Here is a 15,588-nt window from a genome sequence, read left to right as displayed (position 1 = left end):
AGAGAATGAAGTTGTCAGAAAAAGAATTGAAAGTTCAATTGACTGAAATAGTTAATGACGTATTGGCTGAGGCACACTTGAAAAAAGGAGATCTCTTTGTTTTAGGGTGCAGCACAAGCGAAGTCGTCGGTGGACATATTGGAAAAAATTCCAGTGCGGAAGTTGGTCAGTGGATCATTCGTACGTTAAAAGAGCTATTAGATCCTAAAGAAATTGCGTTAGCTGTCCAAGGTTGCGAACATCTGAATCGAGCATTGGTGGTAGAACGAACAGTGGCAGAAGCAAAAAAATTCGAAATCGTCTCTGTTATTCCTGCATTACATGCTGGAGGTGCTTGTTCTGTTGCTGCTTTTGAGCAGTTCAATGATCCTGTCGAAGTAGAGCATGTAATTGGGCAAGCCGGCATCGATATCGGTGACACTTCGATTGGTATGCATATCAAACATGTCCAAGTGCCTGTCAGACCTCGTTTGAAAACCTTGGGACAAGCCCATGTGACAGCCCTTCGCTCTCGTCCTAAATATATCGGTGGTCCTAGAGCAAATTATTAAGATGGGTAAATCAGAAAAACTTCCTCGGAAAGTCCAACTATTGAACTTTAACGAGGAAGTTTTTTAATTGTTTGTTTTATACAGACAAGCTTCATAAGGTGCTAGTGTTCCTTTTTTTTCAAAGTTTCCGTTAGAAGAATTTGACAAGAGTAATGCCCATGACTGATCTGCTTCTTTTGGGAGTTCATAGTCAGCAAATGATTCTGTCAAGTTTACCATAATAAGATACTGTTCATCTTCTAAATCTCTTTCATAGACATATAGTTGTGGATGTTCATGAAGATATTCTTTAAAAGAACCGTATATCAGGCCTTTATTGATTTGTCTAATGCGGATCATGTTCTTATAGAATTGCAAGATCGAATCCGGTTCATGTTCTTGTTGTTCTACATTGATCGTTTTGGTATTTGGATTAGTGATCATCCAAGGCTCCTGTGTAGAAAAGCCAGCATATTCTTCTGAAGTCCATTGCATGGGTGTTCTGCTATTGTCTCTGGTGGTTTCACGAATAATATCCAATGCTTCTTCTCTTGTCTTACCTTCCGCAAGAAGCCTTTCATAAAGTCTTTTCGAATCCACTGCATCAACTTGATCGATCGATTCAAAAGGCATATTCGTCATCCCGATTTCTTGTCCTTGATAAATAAATGGCGTTCCTTGCAAAAAGAAATACATCATAGCGATTGCTTTTGCAGACATAGCCCAAAATTCGGGACGGGTATCTCCGAACACAGAAACGGCACGAGGAACATCATGGTTTTCCATATATAAAGCGTTCCATCCGATACCATCTAGGGAAGTTTGCCAAGCACTTAATGCATGTTTTAACTTAAGGACGTCTAATTGCCCTTCTTTTTCTTGCTGCCAAATATGGATATGATCGAATTCAAAGATCATATCGAAATAACCGTCTTTTCCTACCCATTCCGGCCCTTCTTCTGCAGTGACGCCGCTTGCTTCTCCGACTGTCATGATATCGTACTCTTCGAAAACATGTTTTAAATCAGTCAAATGTTCTTCGATTCCCGAGACATTTTGAAAGGGTGAAAAAGGGTTCTCTGTGGCTTTTACTGAATATTCATCTTTTTTTACATGAGAAATCGCATCTAAGCGAAATCCGTCTATCCCTTTATCTAGCCACCATCGAATCATATTGAATAGTTCTTCTTTCAATTTCTCACTTTCCCAATTTAAGTCTGGTTGTTCTTTCGCAAAGACATGCAGATAATACTGTCCAGTTTCGTGAGAATATTCCCAAGCAGAGCCGCCGAAAATCGATGTCCAATTATTTGGTTCTTTGCCATCTACTCCATCGACCCAAATGTAATAATCTCGATAAGGACTTTCTTTGGATTTCTTCGATTCTTCAAACCATTGATGCTGATCCGAACTGTGGTTGATGACAAGATCCATAATGACTTTGATTCCTAGTTCATGTGCTTCTTTCAGCAATAAATCAAAATCTTCCATCGTTCCGAATCGCTTTTCTATGTCTTGATAGTCACTTACGTCATAACCATTATCGATAAATGGAGATTGATAGATTGGATTGATCCAGATAAATCCGATGCCAAGATCTTTCAAGTATCCAAGTTTTTCGCGGATCCCATTGATATCTCCTTGTCCATCGCCGTTGCTATCTTTGAAACTGGCCGGATAGATTTGATAGCCTACTGCTTCTTTCCACCATTTTTGTTCTTGTATCATATCGTTTCACTCCTTTAACGGTCCCTCTTGATTATAACCGATTCTATTTTAGAAGTATCCTTGTTACCGGTAACTAGAAACGAAAAGCTCAACGAATCTGCTAAGTGCGTTCGTTGAGCTTTATTTTATCATAGATAACGGGCAATCAATTGAATCATTTGCTTGGGAAATTCATTTAGGTCAGTAATATCTACAAAACGGCTTTCACCGTAGATCAACTTGATCTCTTCTTTGTCTTGACCAATAGCTGCGGAAACAAATAATATGCCTTGACGCTCGTATTCTTTCAAAACAGACTGGATGTCCTCTTTTGCTTTTTTGCCAGTATAATCTGGCAACGCCTTTGGCTGACCGTCACTAATATTAAGCAACAGTTTGGTTGTGGCGGATTGTCTGTTTAATTTTTCCGCTGCTAAACGAAGTGCCGCTCCATCACGATTATTTTGTCTTGGTTTCATAGTGACTAATTTTTCATTTAACCATTGAAACCCGTCTTCAAATTCTTTATAAGAAAACAAAGAAGTCTTTTCTCTTGCTGAACGGTCTGCTGTATCCCCGTAAATCAACAAGGGGATATCGACTTTCTTAGCAAATTCGGCAATGGCGATCGCTGCTTTTTTTGCCGCTTCGATCCGATCATCCCGTATCATTGATCCAGATTCATCGATCCGCACAGCTACCGCTAAGGAAGGTTGCTCATGTGGCGGGTTCTTTTTGTCAAAATTTCTCAAATCACCATATGCTACTCTACTTGCGTTAAACCGCTGTCCTTCATATTTTCCCTTTTGGTACGTCTCTGTTTGTTCATTATCCAGTAATTCTAAAATTTGTCGGCTAAGTGATTCTACTATCGGCATGACTTGCATTTGTAGCTCACGTGCTTCTTGCGTTTTTCCTTGGAAAGCTGGTCGGTGAACGATGAGACCTTCTTTTTCATGAATCGTTTCCTTCATGATTTGCCGCGCTTCTTTATTTAATTGCTTCTTGATTTCCTTATCATGTTTTTCCATGTCAGAGGCAGACATTTCTTGGGAATCCTCTTCTGTTTGTTGTTGTTCCTTCTGATTTTTCCCTTCGATATCGCTCTTGCGTTCTTTTTGCATTTGAGGAGGCATCTCGTTTTTTTCTGTTGTTTTCTCTAGTCTCTCTGCTCCCTCATTTGGTTCTTCAGCAGACAGTTGTTTCTTTTCATCTAAGCGCAAAGTTTCTTCAGCATCTTCAGTGATGTTTCGTTCGTTTGCTTCTTCGGCGCTGATAGTTCTTCCTTTTGCATGCTCAGATTGAGGTTCTATTTGAGGATAGCCCCATTTTTCTTTTCTCAAAATGTCTTGAAGTTCCAATAGCAATCCACTCTCAGACAAAGCTTGCTCAAGGATCGCCAATTCATCTGGATCAGTGGATAATTTATACAAAACTTTTGGATAAATCGACTGGAGTAAATCTTGTCCTTGCTTATAGGTATTCGCCCAATAAAAATATGAACGCATTCCTGCTACACCTTTGATGGCATTTGCTTTTGCAGTTTCATCCAATAAACGGATAATCTCTGCCATCTTCATAAGGAGTTCTTGATTTTGAATCTGGGTTTTCGCCATCGCACGTTCTGCCATGACTTCTAAGGCAGGAAGATCCATTTTTTCCGCATGCTGCATCCGATCTCTTAAGGATTCATTTAAGGGTCGATTTCCTTGATAGTTTCGATTTGTGGTAATGACAATAATACAATCTGGATGGCGACGAATGATTCCTGTTGGCAAATTCAACATCCCATTGGGTTCGAGCGCTGAGTTAAGTGCCACAAGAACAGAAGCATCACGGATGACAGTCGGCTCTTGGATCTCTAATAGATATCCTTTTTCGATCGCTCGAACGATTTCAGAAGGATAATAACTATAATGGATTGCATCTGGATAATCGGCTTCGATTCTTTGAACTAACTCTGCTAATTTTTCTTTGGCAGAAAAAGAATCAATGCCGTAATGGTTCTGGATCAGTGTCAGTACAGCTTCAAGTGTATCTGTTTGGTAAATAGCTTCCAGCAATTCTTGGTCTTGTTCTTTATCGGAATCTACTACAGGTAATAAGGCGCCGAACACATCTGATTTATCCATATCTGCAAAACATGTCACTTTTGTATAGGGAAGTTGCAAATCAGCAGATAGTGCTTTTGCTAACTGTGTCTTACCCGATCCGGCGTCTCCTTCTAAAAGAACGTTACTGATTTTCATTTCAGGATCTTGCCAATTTTCTTTGATTTCAGAGGCGATCCGCCACTCTTCTGCACTTGTCCGATGGCTTTTCGGTTTCTTCCAGATCATTTGCTTTTCTAGCCGTGAAAAGGTCCGGTTTTCTGTTAGTGAGAAATTCTCCATGCTTCTCTTCCCCTTTTGATCATCTCTGTCTATTAATATCCTAACTCATCTAAAAGACGTTTTAAAATACGGAATCGTTCCCCAATCAGTTCTCCGTCTTTTTGTAGTGTATCGTAATACAAAATAATGTCTTCATCGATCTTTGGATTTTTGGTATCTACCTCGACTGTCATCCGGTTTCCCTGCAAACCAATGATGTCCACAACTGGATTTTCTGGATCATAGAATTTTTCATAACGATAAGCATCTTGAAAGTATAAACTTCCTTGTGCAGCTAAGATCGCTAAATCTAAAATACGTGTAATTGGTAATTCTTCTGATTGTCGAGACCATTTTTCTCCAGTATGTCGCCATACTTTGCCTGATATGTCGACTTTTCCACGGTCATTCCATTGAGCGAGACCCAAAGAAAGACCTTTTGCGTCCGTATTCAATGCATTTCTTCCATCAACTTTATCGTAGTCTTCTACAACGAGCACTGGTTTATGTTTTAAATTTGTAGGTATTTCCATGATTTTAACTCCTCGTCTTTCTATTTTTAGTAAACTAGTAAATCAGTAGTTTACTAATTTACTAAACTATATGCGACATTATAAATGACTGAAGAGAGAAATGCAAAGAAAAAGAGCCTGTTTGTTAGAAACACATAAAAACATCATCTTGCTCTTCTGCACGTTCATTTATCGCGTGAATAAAGAGCAAGATGATGTAGAATATTTTTGGTATGTTTTTTGAATAAAAGGAATTATTGCGCTGAAATGGCGATGCCGATGGCTTTTTCGCCTAAATGTGTACCAATGACTGGTCCAAAATGACCAACTTCGATTTCTGCATTTGGATATTTTTTCTGCAATTTCTCTTTTTCCGCAATCGCTACTTCTAAATTGTTTGCATGTATCACGTAAAGTTTGACTGGCGGTTGTATTTCGTTATTTCTTTTGCCAATGATTTCTTCAGCCCGAGCAAATGCTTTTTTACTTGAACGGATTTTTTCGAATAAAACAATTTTTCCTTCAGAAAATGTCAGGATCGGTTTGATTTTCAATAGGCTACCAATCAGTGCAGCGCCATTGGTCAATCGCCCTCCCCGTACTAAATTGTTCAAATCATCTACAATTAGATAAGCGTAAGTATTATCTCGAATTCGATCGACATGCGCAAGTATCTCATCAAGGGGCTGACCTTCATCATTTAAGTCTAAGGCAGCTTCTACCATATGTCCCATCGGCATACTAGTGATCTTAGAGTCATAAGGAATGACCGTTACTCCACTGATATCGTCTTTCATCGCAAATAAGGTGTTGACGAAACCAGAAATACCTGAAGAAAGATGGATACTTAAAATCGTGTCATACCCTTTCTCTTTCAATTCCTCATATAAAGCCAAAACTTCCCCTACGACAGGTTGTGAAGTAGTAGGAAAATCTTTACTGTTTTTTAAAAGTCCATAATATTCATCCGCTTCGATATCGATTCCTTCGTTATAAATTTTCCCATCCATAATCAAAGGGATTGGAATCACGAATAAGTCGGGATGGTTCTTGATACGTTCCGGCAGATACGCCGAACTATCTGTAACTACTGCAAGTTTCATGTGTTTAATTTCCTCGTTTCAAAGAATTTTTCCAGACCTCATAACTATATCATAAGTAAGATTAGATATGAAACTAAAATTGGAAAATAGAAAAACGACAAGCGTAATCATACGAGTTGCCGTTTTTCTAGTGACAGCAAAAAGACGACTAGTTAGCCTATTCTTTGCTTCCGCTACGATGTTTAACATTTTTCAACATTCGGAACCCATTTTTTCCGAATTGAGAAAATAAAAATACTAAACCCCCAATACTTCCTAAAGCCACACAATAAACCATTGCATAACTTTTTGATTCCATTGACAATCGCTGATTCAGCAAAAAGAAAATGATAAAACATACCGCAAGCATAATCAAGGTAGATCGGAAAGTTTTTAAGAAAAAACTGCTGATTTTTGCTAAAGGTGCTATTCGGTATTCTTTGCACATAAAGTGATAACCACGAACAAAGACGATGCCGAATGCCAAGCCATTTGATAAGCTCATCCCGTATCCGCCAACTAGACCTAGTCCGATTACTTGGAAGATGACTTTCAGGATAATTGCTTCTACAGTTAGTCGAATCGCAAAACGATGGTGGTTCAGAGATTGAAGCATCGTAGACAGAATCGTGAATAAAGAGAAAAACAAAGAAGCTAACAAAGCCATTTGGAAATAACCAACACTTTCAGGATCATAACCAAAAAACAATGTGTATAATGGACCAGCTAATAAAGACATCCCGGTCAATGAAGGAAGAAGGATCAATAACGCAATCGAAAAACTGTCTCCTACTGTCTTTTCGATTTGTAAACGATCTTTTTTCTTCATTGTGCTTAGTATTGGCAAACTACTTATAGCAACTGTTCCTACCATGGAAATCAGGATCAATGTCAGTTTGTTTGGATTAACAGAAGCACGACTGAATAAGAATTCCAGTTGCTGATCTGCAATCTCTGGACGGAAAAAGTGAAGCAGTGGTTTCATCGTTACTTGGTCGATCATTTGAACGATAGTAATGACGGAGCCGACAAAAATGAACGGTAGTGTTTCCCGAATGATAGAGACAGAGGCAGATCGGTTTTCTCTTTCGAAGTAACGGCTGGAAATCAAAAAGTCTTTAAGTTCAAAGAAGTCTTTTCTGCGTCCGACGATATACATATGGATAATCGCAGCTAATCCACCAAAGAAAGAAGCAACTGTACTGATCAATACAGCTTCTAATATGGTTCCGTCAGTCAATACGCGCAAGTAATAAGTACCAGCCAAGATAACGATCACTCGTACAGCTTGTTCAATAATCAAAGAAGTTCCATAAGGTCGTAAATCGTTTTTCCCTTGGAAGTATCCTCTCATTGCACTCAAAATCGGGATAGCAACCAAAGATGGGCATAAACTTCGGATAGCTAGTATCCCGTTGTTAACGTTAGCGATTGGACTGATTCCGGCTAGTAAAGGAGCAAATAAATACATCAACGCAGCAGAGGCAATACCGATGACGAACATGATATTGATCGTGCTTCGAAAAATCAGCCGACAAGCAGCGTTATCTCCTTCTTTTGTTGCTACAGCTACTTTTTTTGCAATCGCATTTGGAAATCCGACTGTACCAAGCATCAGGAACAATCCATATGGAAGATAGCCAACATTGTATAATGTCGTAGCAAGCATACCATCTTGATTGTTCCCCATCATACTTAGCCAGGGAATCAAATAGACTACCCCTAAAACTTTACATAGAAGATTAGCAAAGGTTAGCCAAAATGTTCCTTGCATCAATTTTTTATTCATCTAATTTCCCTCAACTATTCTTTCATAAAATAAACATCTTCCCTATTATAGCAAAAAAACATAGAAGGACAAATCCCTCTTTAATTCTTAAAACAAAAAAGAGCTTGCATCATAAGTCAACACTAATCTTTTTATCCGAACAAATGAACTTGCATCCACAATTGGCTGATGCAAATGCAATTTGGATAGATCAGTTTGAACAACTTATGTCGCAATCTCTGTTTTTTAGGGAATAAAACAGTTTAAAGCATGGACAGTAAAAAGACAGACGCAAGTCCTGTCAAAACTGACAATGCCATCGAACGTGTTTTGTAAGCCACACCTGCTACTAGAATCATTGCAGCTATTTTGATATTCCAAGCAATATCCAGATGTTCATGAGTAATGAAGACATCTTTGAAAGCTAACGCCGCAAACAATGCTACTGGTACATACTTCATCCAGTCACTAAACCAAGACGGCACTTTTCGATGAGTAAAATAAAGCATCGGGAACAAGCGCGGAATATACGCAACGATGAACAGACAAGCAACTAAAAACAGCAAATATAGTTTAGTCATGATGGTTGGCCTCCTGTTCCGGGAAGTTGAAGAGCGGTTCATTGACATCTTTACCGCGATCCCTTAGTTTCTTGGCTTTTTCTTTTTTAAATGCCTTCTCCAACATAAATCCGGCAAATGAAGCAATAACAGTAGCTGCAATCAAGCCGAATGTGTTTTGGAATAATACCATGAAGATCACCCCTAATACACCTGAAAACAAACCTGTAAAGATCAGTAGTGCGTTTTTCATTTGCATGACAAACATAAATATGAACATAGCAGTCAAAGCAAAATGGACAAGGTCAGCATCTACTCGAATCACCGAGCCAAAAAAATTACCGATCATGTTGCTACCGGCCCATGCAGCCATTGAGAACCAATTGACATATAAAGCCTTTCTTTTGTTCCAAGAGGGGTCAGTTGAGAACTTTAAGTAGTTCACCGCATAGTTTTCATCATTCAGTGATTGAGAAAAGACAGCTAAAAACGTCCGCTTTTCTTTTTTCATAAAACCGGCAAGACTTGCTCCTAATAATGTATAGCGTAATTCTAAAAAGAAAACCATCAATAATGTCGTTGCAAATGATGCTTGCGTCGTAAGCATAGATGCAACTAAAAACTGCGCGCCGCCGGAAAAGACCAGAATCGATAACAGCCCTGATAAGAGAGGATCAAATCCAACTTTTTGCAACAATACTCCGCAAGCTAATCCCACTGGTATATAGCTTATACAAAGCGGCATCACTGCATGCAAAGCTTGAAGCCATGGCGCACTTTTCTTTTTGTTCATTAAAATATCTCCTTTAATTACAACAAATAAACAGCGGACTCATTGTAACATAAATTCGCTAAATTGTAGCCGTTTTATTTAAAAACAAGATTATATTTTTCTCATTTTTGCTTCAATTCATGAACATACGTTTTATTTGTGAGAATAATTTGGGTCATATTTATCTGTTTCAATGTATATATACATCTTCTTGTCAGGAAGAGACTGACGCATATTTTTTTCAATATCATTGATGATCGAATACGTTTCATTTTCTTTGTTTCCAACAATATCTGCTTTTGCAGCGACTAAAATTTCCGTTGGACTTAAATGAACGGTTTTGATATCAATTAGCCGACTGATCTCAGGTCGTTCAAAGGCTAACTTGATTTTTGATAAATCGCTTGCTGTCACACTTTCACCAATGATCAGACTATAAAATTCTTTTGCTAGGAAAATCGCAGCTCCCATCAGTAAGAAACCGATCAGTAATCCGCTGATAGCATCAAATGCAGCAATCCCGGTTGCATAAGTCAAGATTGTTCCCGCTAAAGCCAAGACCAAACCGATTACAGCACACAAGTCTTCCGTAAATATAATCAGTATTTCACTATGTCGACTTTCGCGCAAAAAGCGCATCGTGGAAAGATTTTCAGTATTCAATTCTTTGATTTCCTTCATTGCGACACGCAAAGAACTTCCTTCGATTACCAAACCAAATAACAAAATGGCAATGACAATGATTGGATTACCAACTTCATGGGATGGATGCGTCAATTTTTCAAAAGCTTCCATCACCCCTAGTGCTCCCCCACCGAAGAAAAGCATCATTGCGACGATCGTACTAAAAAAGTATTTTGCTCGGCCTTCACCAAATTGATGCAAGTCGCTCTGACCTTTATTAGCTTGTTTATCGCCAAATAGCAGCAAAATCTGATTACTACAATCAACGATACTATGGATGCTTTCATTCAGCATGGCGGCACTGCCACTGATTGCATAGCCGACAAATTTGCTGATAGCAACTAGAATATTAGCTCCTAGAGCAGCAATTACGGAAAACATTCCGCTTTTTTTAAAATTTTCCATATTCTTTTCCTTCTTTCATCAAGTGAACTGACTAAAGAGCAGCAATATCCGCCCTTTAACAGTTTTTATGAAACTTATAATTTAGATAAATTGAAAATGACCGATTGTCCATTGTTCAATTCGATCTCTTTTGCCCCAGTAGTAGCACTTTTCCCATCCACAGTAAACATCCAATAGGTTTGATTCTTTTCATCCTGAGAATGCCCTTCAAGCGAAGTGATGAAGCCATCATTTTCCTCGACTTCAAAATTTTGTTTCAAAATAGTCAGCAAAGTTTCTCCTTTTTTGAAAGTCACTTCTTTTTTCAAAAAGTTTTGACCATTTTCTTGTAACGTGATCGTTGCTTTTTGCGATGTTTTTACTTCCTCCTTTTGGTTGGAAGTCGATGGTGTGTTGGTTGTACTACAACTTGTCAACATGAGTACACTGACACTCATTGCAAGCAGACTATAAATTATTTTTTTCATTTTTTCCTCCTGAATGATTGTAAAAACGTTTGACGACTGGCAGAAAAACAAGGAAGAACACAACATTACCTATACTGTGCATCAGATCAAACGACACCCCTTGAAGGTAATAGACCCAAGGTTGAGGTAAATGATAGAGCAGCGTATCGAAAACAGTCATCCCTATTCCATAAACTATACCTGCTAGAAAAAAGCAGGTTCCTTTTAACCAGAGATTCCTTCGGATTGTTCTTCTCGAGCAGAAAATTGAAAACAACGCCAGAACGACGGTATAGCTGAGCCACTGACCGAAGACCCATGGACCCACACCAAAATAAAAACTGCTGATTGCGATAGAAAGACTCATGACAATTAGCGCATCTTTCAAGCTTAAGTAAAGAACTATAAACAAAAAAATAGCAGTCATTGGCTGGAAATTCGGAATAAATTGAAAAGCGATCCTACCTGCTACACAAGCAGCAGACAATAAGCTAAGCTGGGCGATTTTATTTGTGGACATTCTTGATGTAACTCCTCCTTCACCAGCAGATGATTCACGTTCATTCAGTACATACAGAAAAGACTTGTGACAATTATTCTGGATAACTGCCGCAAGTCCTTTGGAACAGAATTATCTGAATGACCTCTGGTAATCCAACTTATCCAATCAGGACTTTCTCACCATTAACGGAACCAAGAATTCGTAATTGATAAAGAAATCAATGACGGATCGTGGGTAATCTCCAGATGAGATCGACAAGACCGTTTGATCTTTTTCGTTTGTTGCTATCGTTAAAGACTGTCCTTTATCTAATCGTACTTGATAAGTAGTTTCGTTGATCTTTTCCATATCATAGGATGGATTTTTCATCGCCACGATAAAAATATCATCCAATACTTCATTCGTCAATTCAAATTCGCTCTGAAGGTTCAAACGAAGTGGCTTCGTATTGTCTAGTAGTGTCTGATTAACTGTAAAACCAAGTGTTCTAGCGTGGGCTAATAATTGATTCAATTTGTGATTGAAAATCGTGATCTGTCCTGCTGAGAATACTCGATCAACTGACCAGTATCGGATCAAAGAAAGCACTCGATCATCTTGGACATCGATTTCCATCGTCTCTGGTGATACATTTAGAAGACTCATCGATTCCACTTGGTATCGTTGATCGATGGTCGGTAATACAAAGGAAAAGACTAATTCGTTTTGTCCATTCAACGTATAATTGATAGAGAAATGTCTTGTTTTCCATGTGTCATAAGCTGAATTTGATCGTTCCAGACCAATATCATTCAACGGTTTCAGTAATTCATATGTGAAGTATTCGATCAGACTTGTCTTTCCAATCGTTGAGATCGGTTCTTCATTCAATATAAAGCGGTCATATGATTCTAATAATTCGGGAAAATCTGATTCAATCAAATATTTTCTCATACGTAAATCCGCTAATTCTGCTTCCGCTGTTTCAATCAAACTGACGATATCTTGATGATCTTGCTCTTTTCCTTCTAAATACCCGGGATTTTCAGATACTTCATAAGCATGCGTGTTTTCTGAAGTATCCGTATTCGTCGGAGTTACTTTTTCTTTTTCATGGATTTTTGTTTCTTCTGGCATAGGGACTTCTTCTGTGTCATCCAGTGGCTTACTTGTTTGTTCCTCTAATGAAGTGTTCGTTTCTTCATGATCTTCTGTCTGTGCTTCATTTTTTGTCCATTCTGCTTCATCGTGTTCATTCATACTCGGAACCTCCTTCATTAGATTGATTATTAGGATTTTCATTACCAAGATAATTCATCAAGAATTCATGGATTGCTTGACCAAACCCCTCTTTGCTACCGAAATAGCGACTGATTTGCCGTTGCTCTTTTTCTACGATGGCTGCGCGAAGCTGGTCCGCTCTTGCTTCTTGTTTCAATGCTTCTTTTTGCTGCTGGATTGTTTCAGGTGTCTCGATATAAGGAAGCCAGCCTAATTTTTCATTAGATAGCACTTGCTTCTTCTTCTCTAATTCTTGAATTTCTTCCTCGATTTTCTTACGATTCAAGAATCCTTTATTATCGTCCAAATCAGTCATCTGCCGATTGATTTCTTTTATCTGTTCGTCTAGACGTTCGATCTCTGTCTGAGCTGTGATCACCTTTGCGTCTAGCTCATTGATTTTTTTGTCATAGTCCGTTGTCTCCGGTTGGGAATATTTCTCCCATTCTTCATCGATCTTAGGCAAAACAAAAATTTCTGGCAGACTTGCATCGATACCAATTGTAGGGCGATCATGGTAATAAGTGCCGATTTTGTAATAGCTCATCGTTGGTGAGATGCTTTCTACTTGTTCCATAAAAGGAAATTCTTGCAAAAAACGATCATGGATCTTACGCATCAGCAATTGGTCAATCTCATGATTTTCATTTGAGCTTCGTTTTAATTCTTCATTCAATCGGCCGTTGTACAAACGGTAGATCTCAGGAATATCTTCTTCGCGGACAGCTTTTTCAAAAGCCTGTAAATCTTCTAATAATTGGGAAAGATTCATGCTTGCTTTTTCTTTGATATCATAAAAAGAAGACGATTCTTTTGCTGTATCCTGATTCGTGCTCGTCTCCTCTAGTTCGCCTTGCTCATAATTTGTGTTTGTATCTGGCTCTTTCATACTACTTGCCTCCTCTTACTCATCTGATTTTCACTTATTAATACCTCAATAGTACCATTTTCTGTAAAAAATTGTTATAAAAAAGAGCGGGCAATGCTCCATAAAACAGGCTGCACCAAAATTTGGCACAGCCTTTTTTTCGATCAACTAGTCTTTGATATCTGATTCATCTGATAGGACAGAATCGAATACAATGACTTTTATCATATTCTTTTATTTACTAGGCAGATCTCTTGTTGTGAAATGAATGCGCTGATGGTCATCACGAGTTAGTTGCGTTTCTTCGTTTAAATAAGTAAACGTCAATTGTTCTAATTCGGGATCTTCAAGCATTTTTTCATAACCGGTAAAAATCGAACGGATATAGTGTTTATATGCGTTTTTCTTTTTCTGTCTTTTTTTCATGTAGCACCTTCCTTATCAAAAACTATCATACCAATGAATAACTATCTAGACAAGTTGGTTTAAACCATTTTCTTTGTTTTTTTGAGGAATTTTGCTCTTCCAGTTGACGAATCCAAAAAAAAATGAAAAAATGCTTTAGTACTTAAGGAGGGAACCCAGTGAAAAAAATTGGTTTTGATTCAGAGAAATATATTGAAGAGCAGTCCGCGTATATTTTGGAACGAGTGAACCACTATGATAAATTATATTTGGAATTTGGTGGAAAGCTAGTGGATGACAAACATGCAAAACGTGTACTTCCAGGATTTGAAGAAGATGCGAAAATCAAATTGCTACAAAAATTAAAAGATCAGGCTGAAATACTGATTTGCGTCTATGCCGGAGACATTGAACGTAATAAGATCCGCGGTGATTATGGGATTACTTATGATATGGATATCTTGCGGCTGATTGATGAATTACGTGGTTATGGATTATTGATCAACAGTGTCGTTATCACTCGCTATAACGGCCAGCCTGCCACGAAAGTCTTTATCAATAAACTAGAAAGACGAAATATCAAAGTCTATAAACATTCAGAAATCGAAGACTATCCAGTCAACGTAGAAAAAATCGTTTCAGAAGATGGGTTTGGGAAAAACGAATACATTGAAACAACTAAACCAATCGTTGTAGTGACAGCCCCTGGACCAGGAAGCGGAAAACTCGCTACTTGTTTGAACCAACTGTATCATGAAAGCCAAAAAGGACATGCGGCTGGTTACTCCAAGTTCGAAACTTTTCCAGTATGGAACGTTCCGTTGAAACATCCATTGAACATTGCTTATGAAGCAGCCACAGTCGATTTGAAGGATGTCAATATGATCGATTCCTTCCACTTTGACGCCTACAATAAAGTAGCTGTAAATTATAATCGAGATGTTGAAACCTTCCCTGTAATCAAACGTATTATTGAAAAAATTACTGGTAAAGAATCTGTTTATCAATCTCCTACTGACATGGGTGTGAATCGTGTAGGATTTGGTATCGTGGATGATGCGGTTGTCCAAGAAGCTTCTAAACAAGAAATCATCCGCCGCTATTTCCAAACAGAGTGTGACTTCAAAAAAGGATTGATTGACGAAGAAGCAGTTAATCGAATCAAACTGATTATGGAAGAAGTCGGATTACGCCCTGAAGACCGAAACGTTGTCGTTCCTGCCCATGATTATGCAGATAAAATTCAAGCACAAAGTCCTACAAAAGATCCTTCTGCTGTGATTGCCATCGAATTACCAGACGAAGTCATTATTACCGGACGTACAAGCTCATTGATGGATGCGTCAGCGGCAGTCATCTTAAATGCAGTAAAACATTTAGCGCATATTGCAGATGACATTCCTTTATTATCACCATTAGTTCTTGAAACAATACAAGGATTGAAGTCAAAGACACTTCATTCCTCTTTGGATGCACTAAGCATCAATGAGGTCTTGATCGCTTTATCAATCAGTGCAGTAACGAATCCAATCGCTCAAGTTGCTTATGATAAACTAGCTGAACTTGAGGGAGCACAAGCCCACTCCACTGTGATGGTCAATAAAAATGATGAACAAACATTGAAAAAACTAGGAATCGATATTACTTGCGCACCTGTTTACCCTTCAGAAAATCTATACTACCAATAGAAAAAACTCACTTATAAAGGTTGAAAA

General features: G+C 38.4%; 15 protein-coding genes. 2 read left to right on the top strand and 13 right to left on the bottom strand.

The window, feature by feature from the left end; all coding sequences use genetic code 11:
• Positions 1-5: 5 nt before the first annotated feature.
• Positions 6-551 carry a TIGR01440 family protein gene (locus RWU19_RS07270; protein ID WP_002290783.1) on the top strand — a complete coding sequence of 182 codons (546 nt, stop codon included), beginning with the start codon at positions 6-8 and terminating at the stop codon, positions 549-551.
• A 63-nt stretch (positions 552-614) separates the two neighbouring features.
• On the opposite strand, the gene RWU19_RS07265 is transcribed toward RWU19_RS07270, so the two are convergent.
• The 13 genes from RWU19_RS07265 to RWU19_RS07205 all read right to left on the bottom strand — a co-directional run bounded on the left by RWU19_RS07265 (position 615) and on the right by RWU19_RS07205 (position 13,894).
• A complete protein-coding gene (locus RWU19_RS07265; RefSeq protein ID WP_123837951.1) occupies positions 615-2,258 on the bottom strand; it encodes a glycoside hydrolase family 13 protein in 1,644 nt (547 codons plus the stop codon).
• Between the two features lie 128 nt (positions 2,259-2,386).
• Positions 2,387-4,630: an AAA family ATPase gene (locus RWU19_RS07260; RefSeq protein WP_123837950.1), complete on the bottom strand. Its 2,244-nt coding sequence runs from the start codon at positions 4,628-4,630 to the stop codon at positions 2,387-2,389.
• Positions 4,631-4,662: 32 nt separating this feature from the next.
• Complete coding sequence (locus RWU19_RS07255; protein WP_002290778.1) at positions 4,663-5,142, bottom strand: DUF6530 family protein; 480 nt, start codon at positions 5,140-5,142, stop codon at positions 4,663-4,665.
• A 233-nt stretch (positions 5,143-5,375) separates the two neighbouring features.
• Positions 5,376-6,224, bottom strand: coding sequence for a DegV family protein (locus RWU19_RS07250; protein ID WP_002290771.1), 849 nt, complete (start codon positions 6,222-6,224; stop codon positions 5,376-5,378).
• A 157-nt stretch (positions 6,225-6,381) separates the two neighbouring features.
• A complete protein-coding gene (locus tag RWU19_RS07245) occupies positions 6,382-7,992 on the bottom strand; it encodes a polysaccharide biosynthesis protein (RefSeq protein ID WP_002329213.1) in 1,611 nt (536 codons plus the stop codon).
• A gap of 242 nt (positions 7,993-8,234) precedes the next feature.
• Entirely contained in the window at positions 8,235-8,552 is a 318-nt protein-coding gene (locus RWU19_RS07240; protein ID WP_002290769.1) for an AzlD domain-containing protein, read from the bottom strand.
• Complete coding sequence (locus RWU19_RS07235) at positions 8,545-9,324, bottom strand: AzlC family ABC transporter permease (protein ID WP_002306712.1); 780 nt, start codon at positions 9,322-9,324, stop codon at positions 8,545-8,547. The genes RWU19_RS07240 and RWU19_RS07235 overlap by 8 nt, the downstream gene beginning before the upstream one ends.
• 132 nt (positions 9,325-9,456) lie before the next feature.
• Positions 9,457-10,392, bottom strand: coding sequence for a cation diffusion facilitator family transporter (locus RWU19_RS07230; RefSeq protein WP_002290766.1), 936 nt, complete (start codon positions 10,390-10,392; stop codon positions 9,457-9,459).
• 74 nt (positions 10,393-10,466) lie between these two features.
• Positions 10,467-10,859, bottom strand: coding sequence for a DUF4430 domain-containing protein (locus RWU19_RS07225; RefSeq protein ID WP_002329215.1), 393 nt, complete (start codon positions 10,857-10,859; stop codon positions 10,467-10,469).
• On the bottom strand, positions 10,840-11,358 hold the full coding sequence (locus tag RWU19_RS07220; protein ID WP_002290764.1) for a hypothetical protein: 519 nt from the start codon (positions 11,356-11,358) through the stop codon (positions 10,840-10,842). The genes RWU19_RS07225 and RWU19_RS07220 overlap by 20 nt, the downstream gene beginning before the upstream one ends.
• A 147-nt stretch (positions 11,359-11,505) precedes the next feature.
• Positions 11,506-12,579 carry a hypothetical protein gene (locus tag RWU19_RS07215; RefSeq protein ID WP_002290763.1) on the bottom strand — a complete coding sequence of 358 codons (1,074 nt, stop codon included), beginning with the start codon at positions 12,577-12,579 and terminating at the stop codon, positions 11,506-11,508.
• Positions 12,572-13,489, bottom strand: a complete 918-nt coding sequence (locus RWU19_RS07210) for a coiled-coil domain-containing protein (RefSeq protein WP_002345109.1) — start codon at positions 13,487-13,489, stop codon at positions 12,572-12,574. The genes RWU19_RS07215 and RWU19_RS07210 overlap by 8 nt, the downstream gene beginning before the upstream one ends.
• Before the next feature lie 213 nt (positions 13,490-13,702).
• The gene (locus RWU19_RS07205) at positions 13,703-13,894 is read right to left on the bottom strand and encodes a hypothetical protein (RefSeq protein WP_002290760.1); all 192 of its coding nucleotides are present in this window, start codon (positions 13,892-13,894) and stop codon (positions 13,703-13,705) included.
• A gap of 158 nt (positions 13,895-14,052) precedes the next feature.
• Here RWU19_RS07205 and RWU19_RS07200 point away from each other — a divergent pair, with 158 nt between their 5' ends.
• On the top strand, positions 14,053-15,561 hold the full coding sequence (locus RWU19_RS07200; protein WP_024635211.1) for a DUF1846 domain-containing protein: 1,509 nt from the start codon (positions 14,053-14,055) through the stop codon (positions 15,559-15,561).
• Positions 15,562-15,588 lie beyond the last annotated feature (27 nt).

The organism is Enterococcus sp. 2STP, assembly GCF_032465635.1.
GTDB lineage: Bacteria > Bacillota > Bacilli > Lactobacillales > Enterococcaceae > Enterococcus_B > Enterococcus_B lactis.
This window is presented reverse-complemented; position numbering and strand designations above follow the sequence as displayed.

What these genes read in the sequence shown, in the direction of transcription:
- RWU19_RS07270 (WP_002290783.1), top strand. Translation starts at nt 6, where the DNA reads ATGAAGTTGTCAGAAAAAGAATTGAAAGTTCAATTGACTGAAATAGTT.
- RWU19_RS07265 (WP_123837951.1), bottom strand. Translation starts at nt 2,258, where the DNA reads ATGATACAAGAACAAAAATGGTGGAAAGAAGCAGTAGGCTATCAAATC.
- RWU19_RS07260 (WP_123837950.1), bottom strand. Translation starts at nt 4,630, where the DNA reads ATGGAGAATTTCTCACTAACAGAAAACCGGACCTTTTCACGGCTAGAA.
- RWU19_RS07255 (WP_002290778.1), bottom strand. Translation starts at nt 5,142, where the DNA reads ATGGAAATACCTACAAATTTAAAACATAAACCAGTGCTCGTTGTAGAA.
- RWU19_RS07250 (WP_002290771.1), bottom strand. Translation starts at nt 6,224, where the DNA reads ATGAAACTTGCAGTAGTTACAGATAGTTCGGCGTATCTGCCGGAACGT.
- RWU19_RS07245 (WP_002329213.1), bottom strand. Translation starts at nt 7,992, where the DNA reads ATGAATAAAAAATTGATGCAAGGAACATTTTGGCTAACCTTTGCTAAT.
- RWU19_RS07240 (WP_002290769.1), bottom strand. Translation starts at nt 8,552, where the DNA reads ATGACTAAACTATATTTGCTGTTTTTAGTTGCTTGTCTGTTCATCGTT.
- RWU19_RS07235 (WP_002306712.1), bottom strand. Translation starts at nt 9,324, where the DNA reads ATGAACAAAAAGAAAAGTGCGCCATGGCTTCAAGCTTTGCATGCAGTG.
- RWU19_RS07230 (WP_002290766.1), bottom strand. Translation starts at nt 10,392, where the DNA reads ATGGAAAATTTTAAAAAAAGCGGAATGTTTTCCGTAATTGCTGCTCTA.
- RWU19_RS07225 (WP_002329215.1), bottom strand. Translation starts at nt 10,859, where the DNA reads ATGAAAAAAATAATTTATAGTCTGCTTGCAATGAGTGTCAGTGTACTC.
- RWU19_RS07220 (WP_002290764.1), bottom strand. Translation starts at nt 11,358, where the DNA reads ATGTCCACAAATAAAATCGCCCAGCTTAGCTTATTGTCTGCTGCTTGT.
- RWU19_RS07215 (WP_002290763.1), bottom strand. Translation starts at nt 12,579, where the DNA reads ATGAATGAACACGATGAAGCAGAATGGACAAAAAATGAAGCACAGACA.
- RWU19_RS07210 (WP_002345109.1), bottom strand. Translation starts at nt 13,489, where the DNA reads ATGAAAGAGCCAGATACAAACACAAATTATGAGCAAGGCGAACTAGAG.
- RWU19_RS07205 (WP_002290760.1), bottom strand. Translation starts at nt 13,894, where the DNA reads ATGAAAAAAAGACAGAAAAAGAAAAACGCATATAAACACTATATCCGT.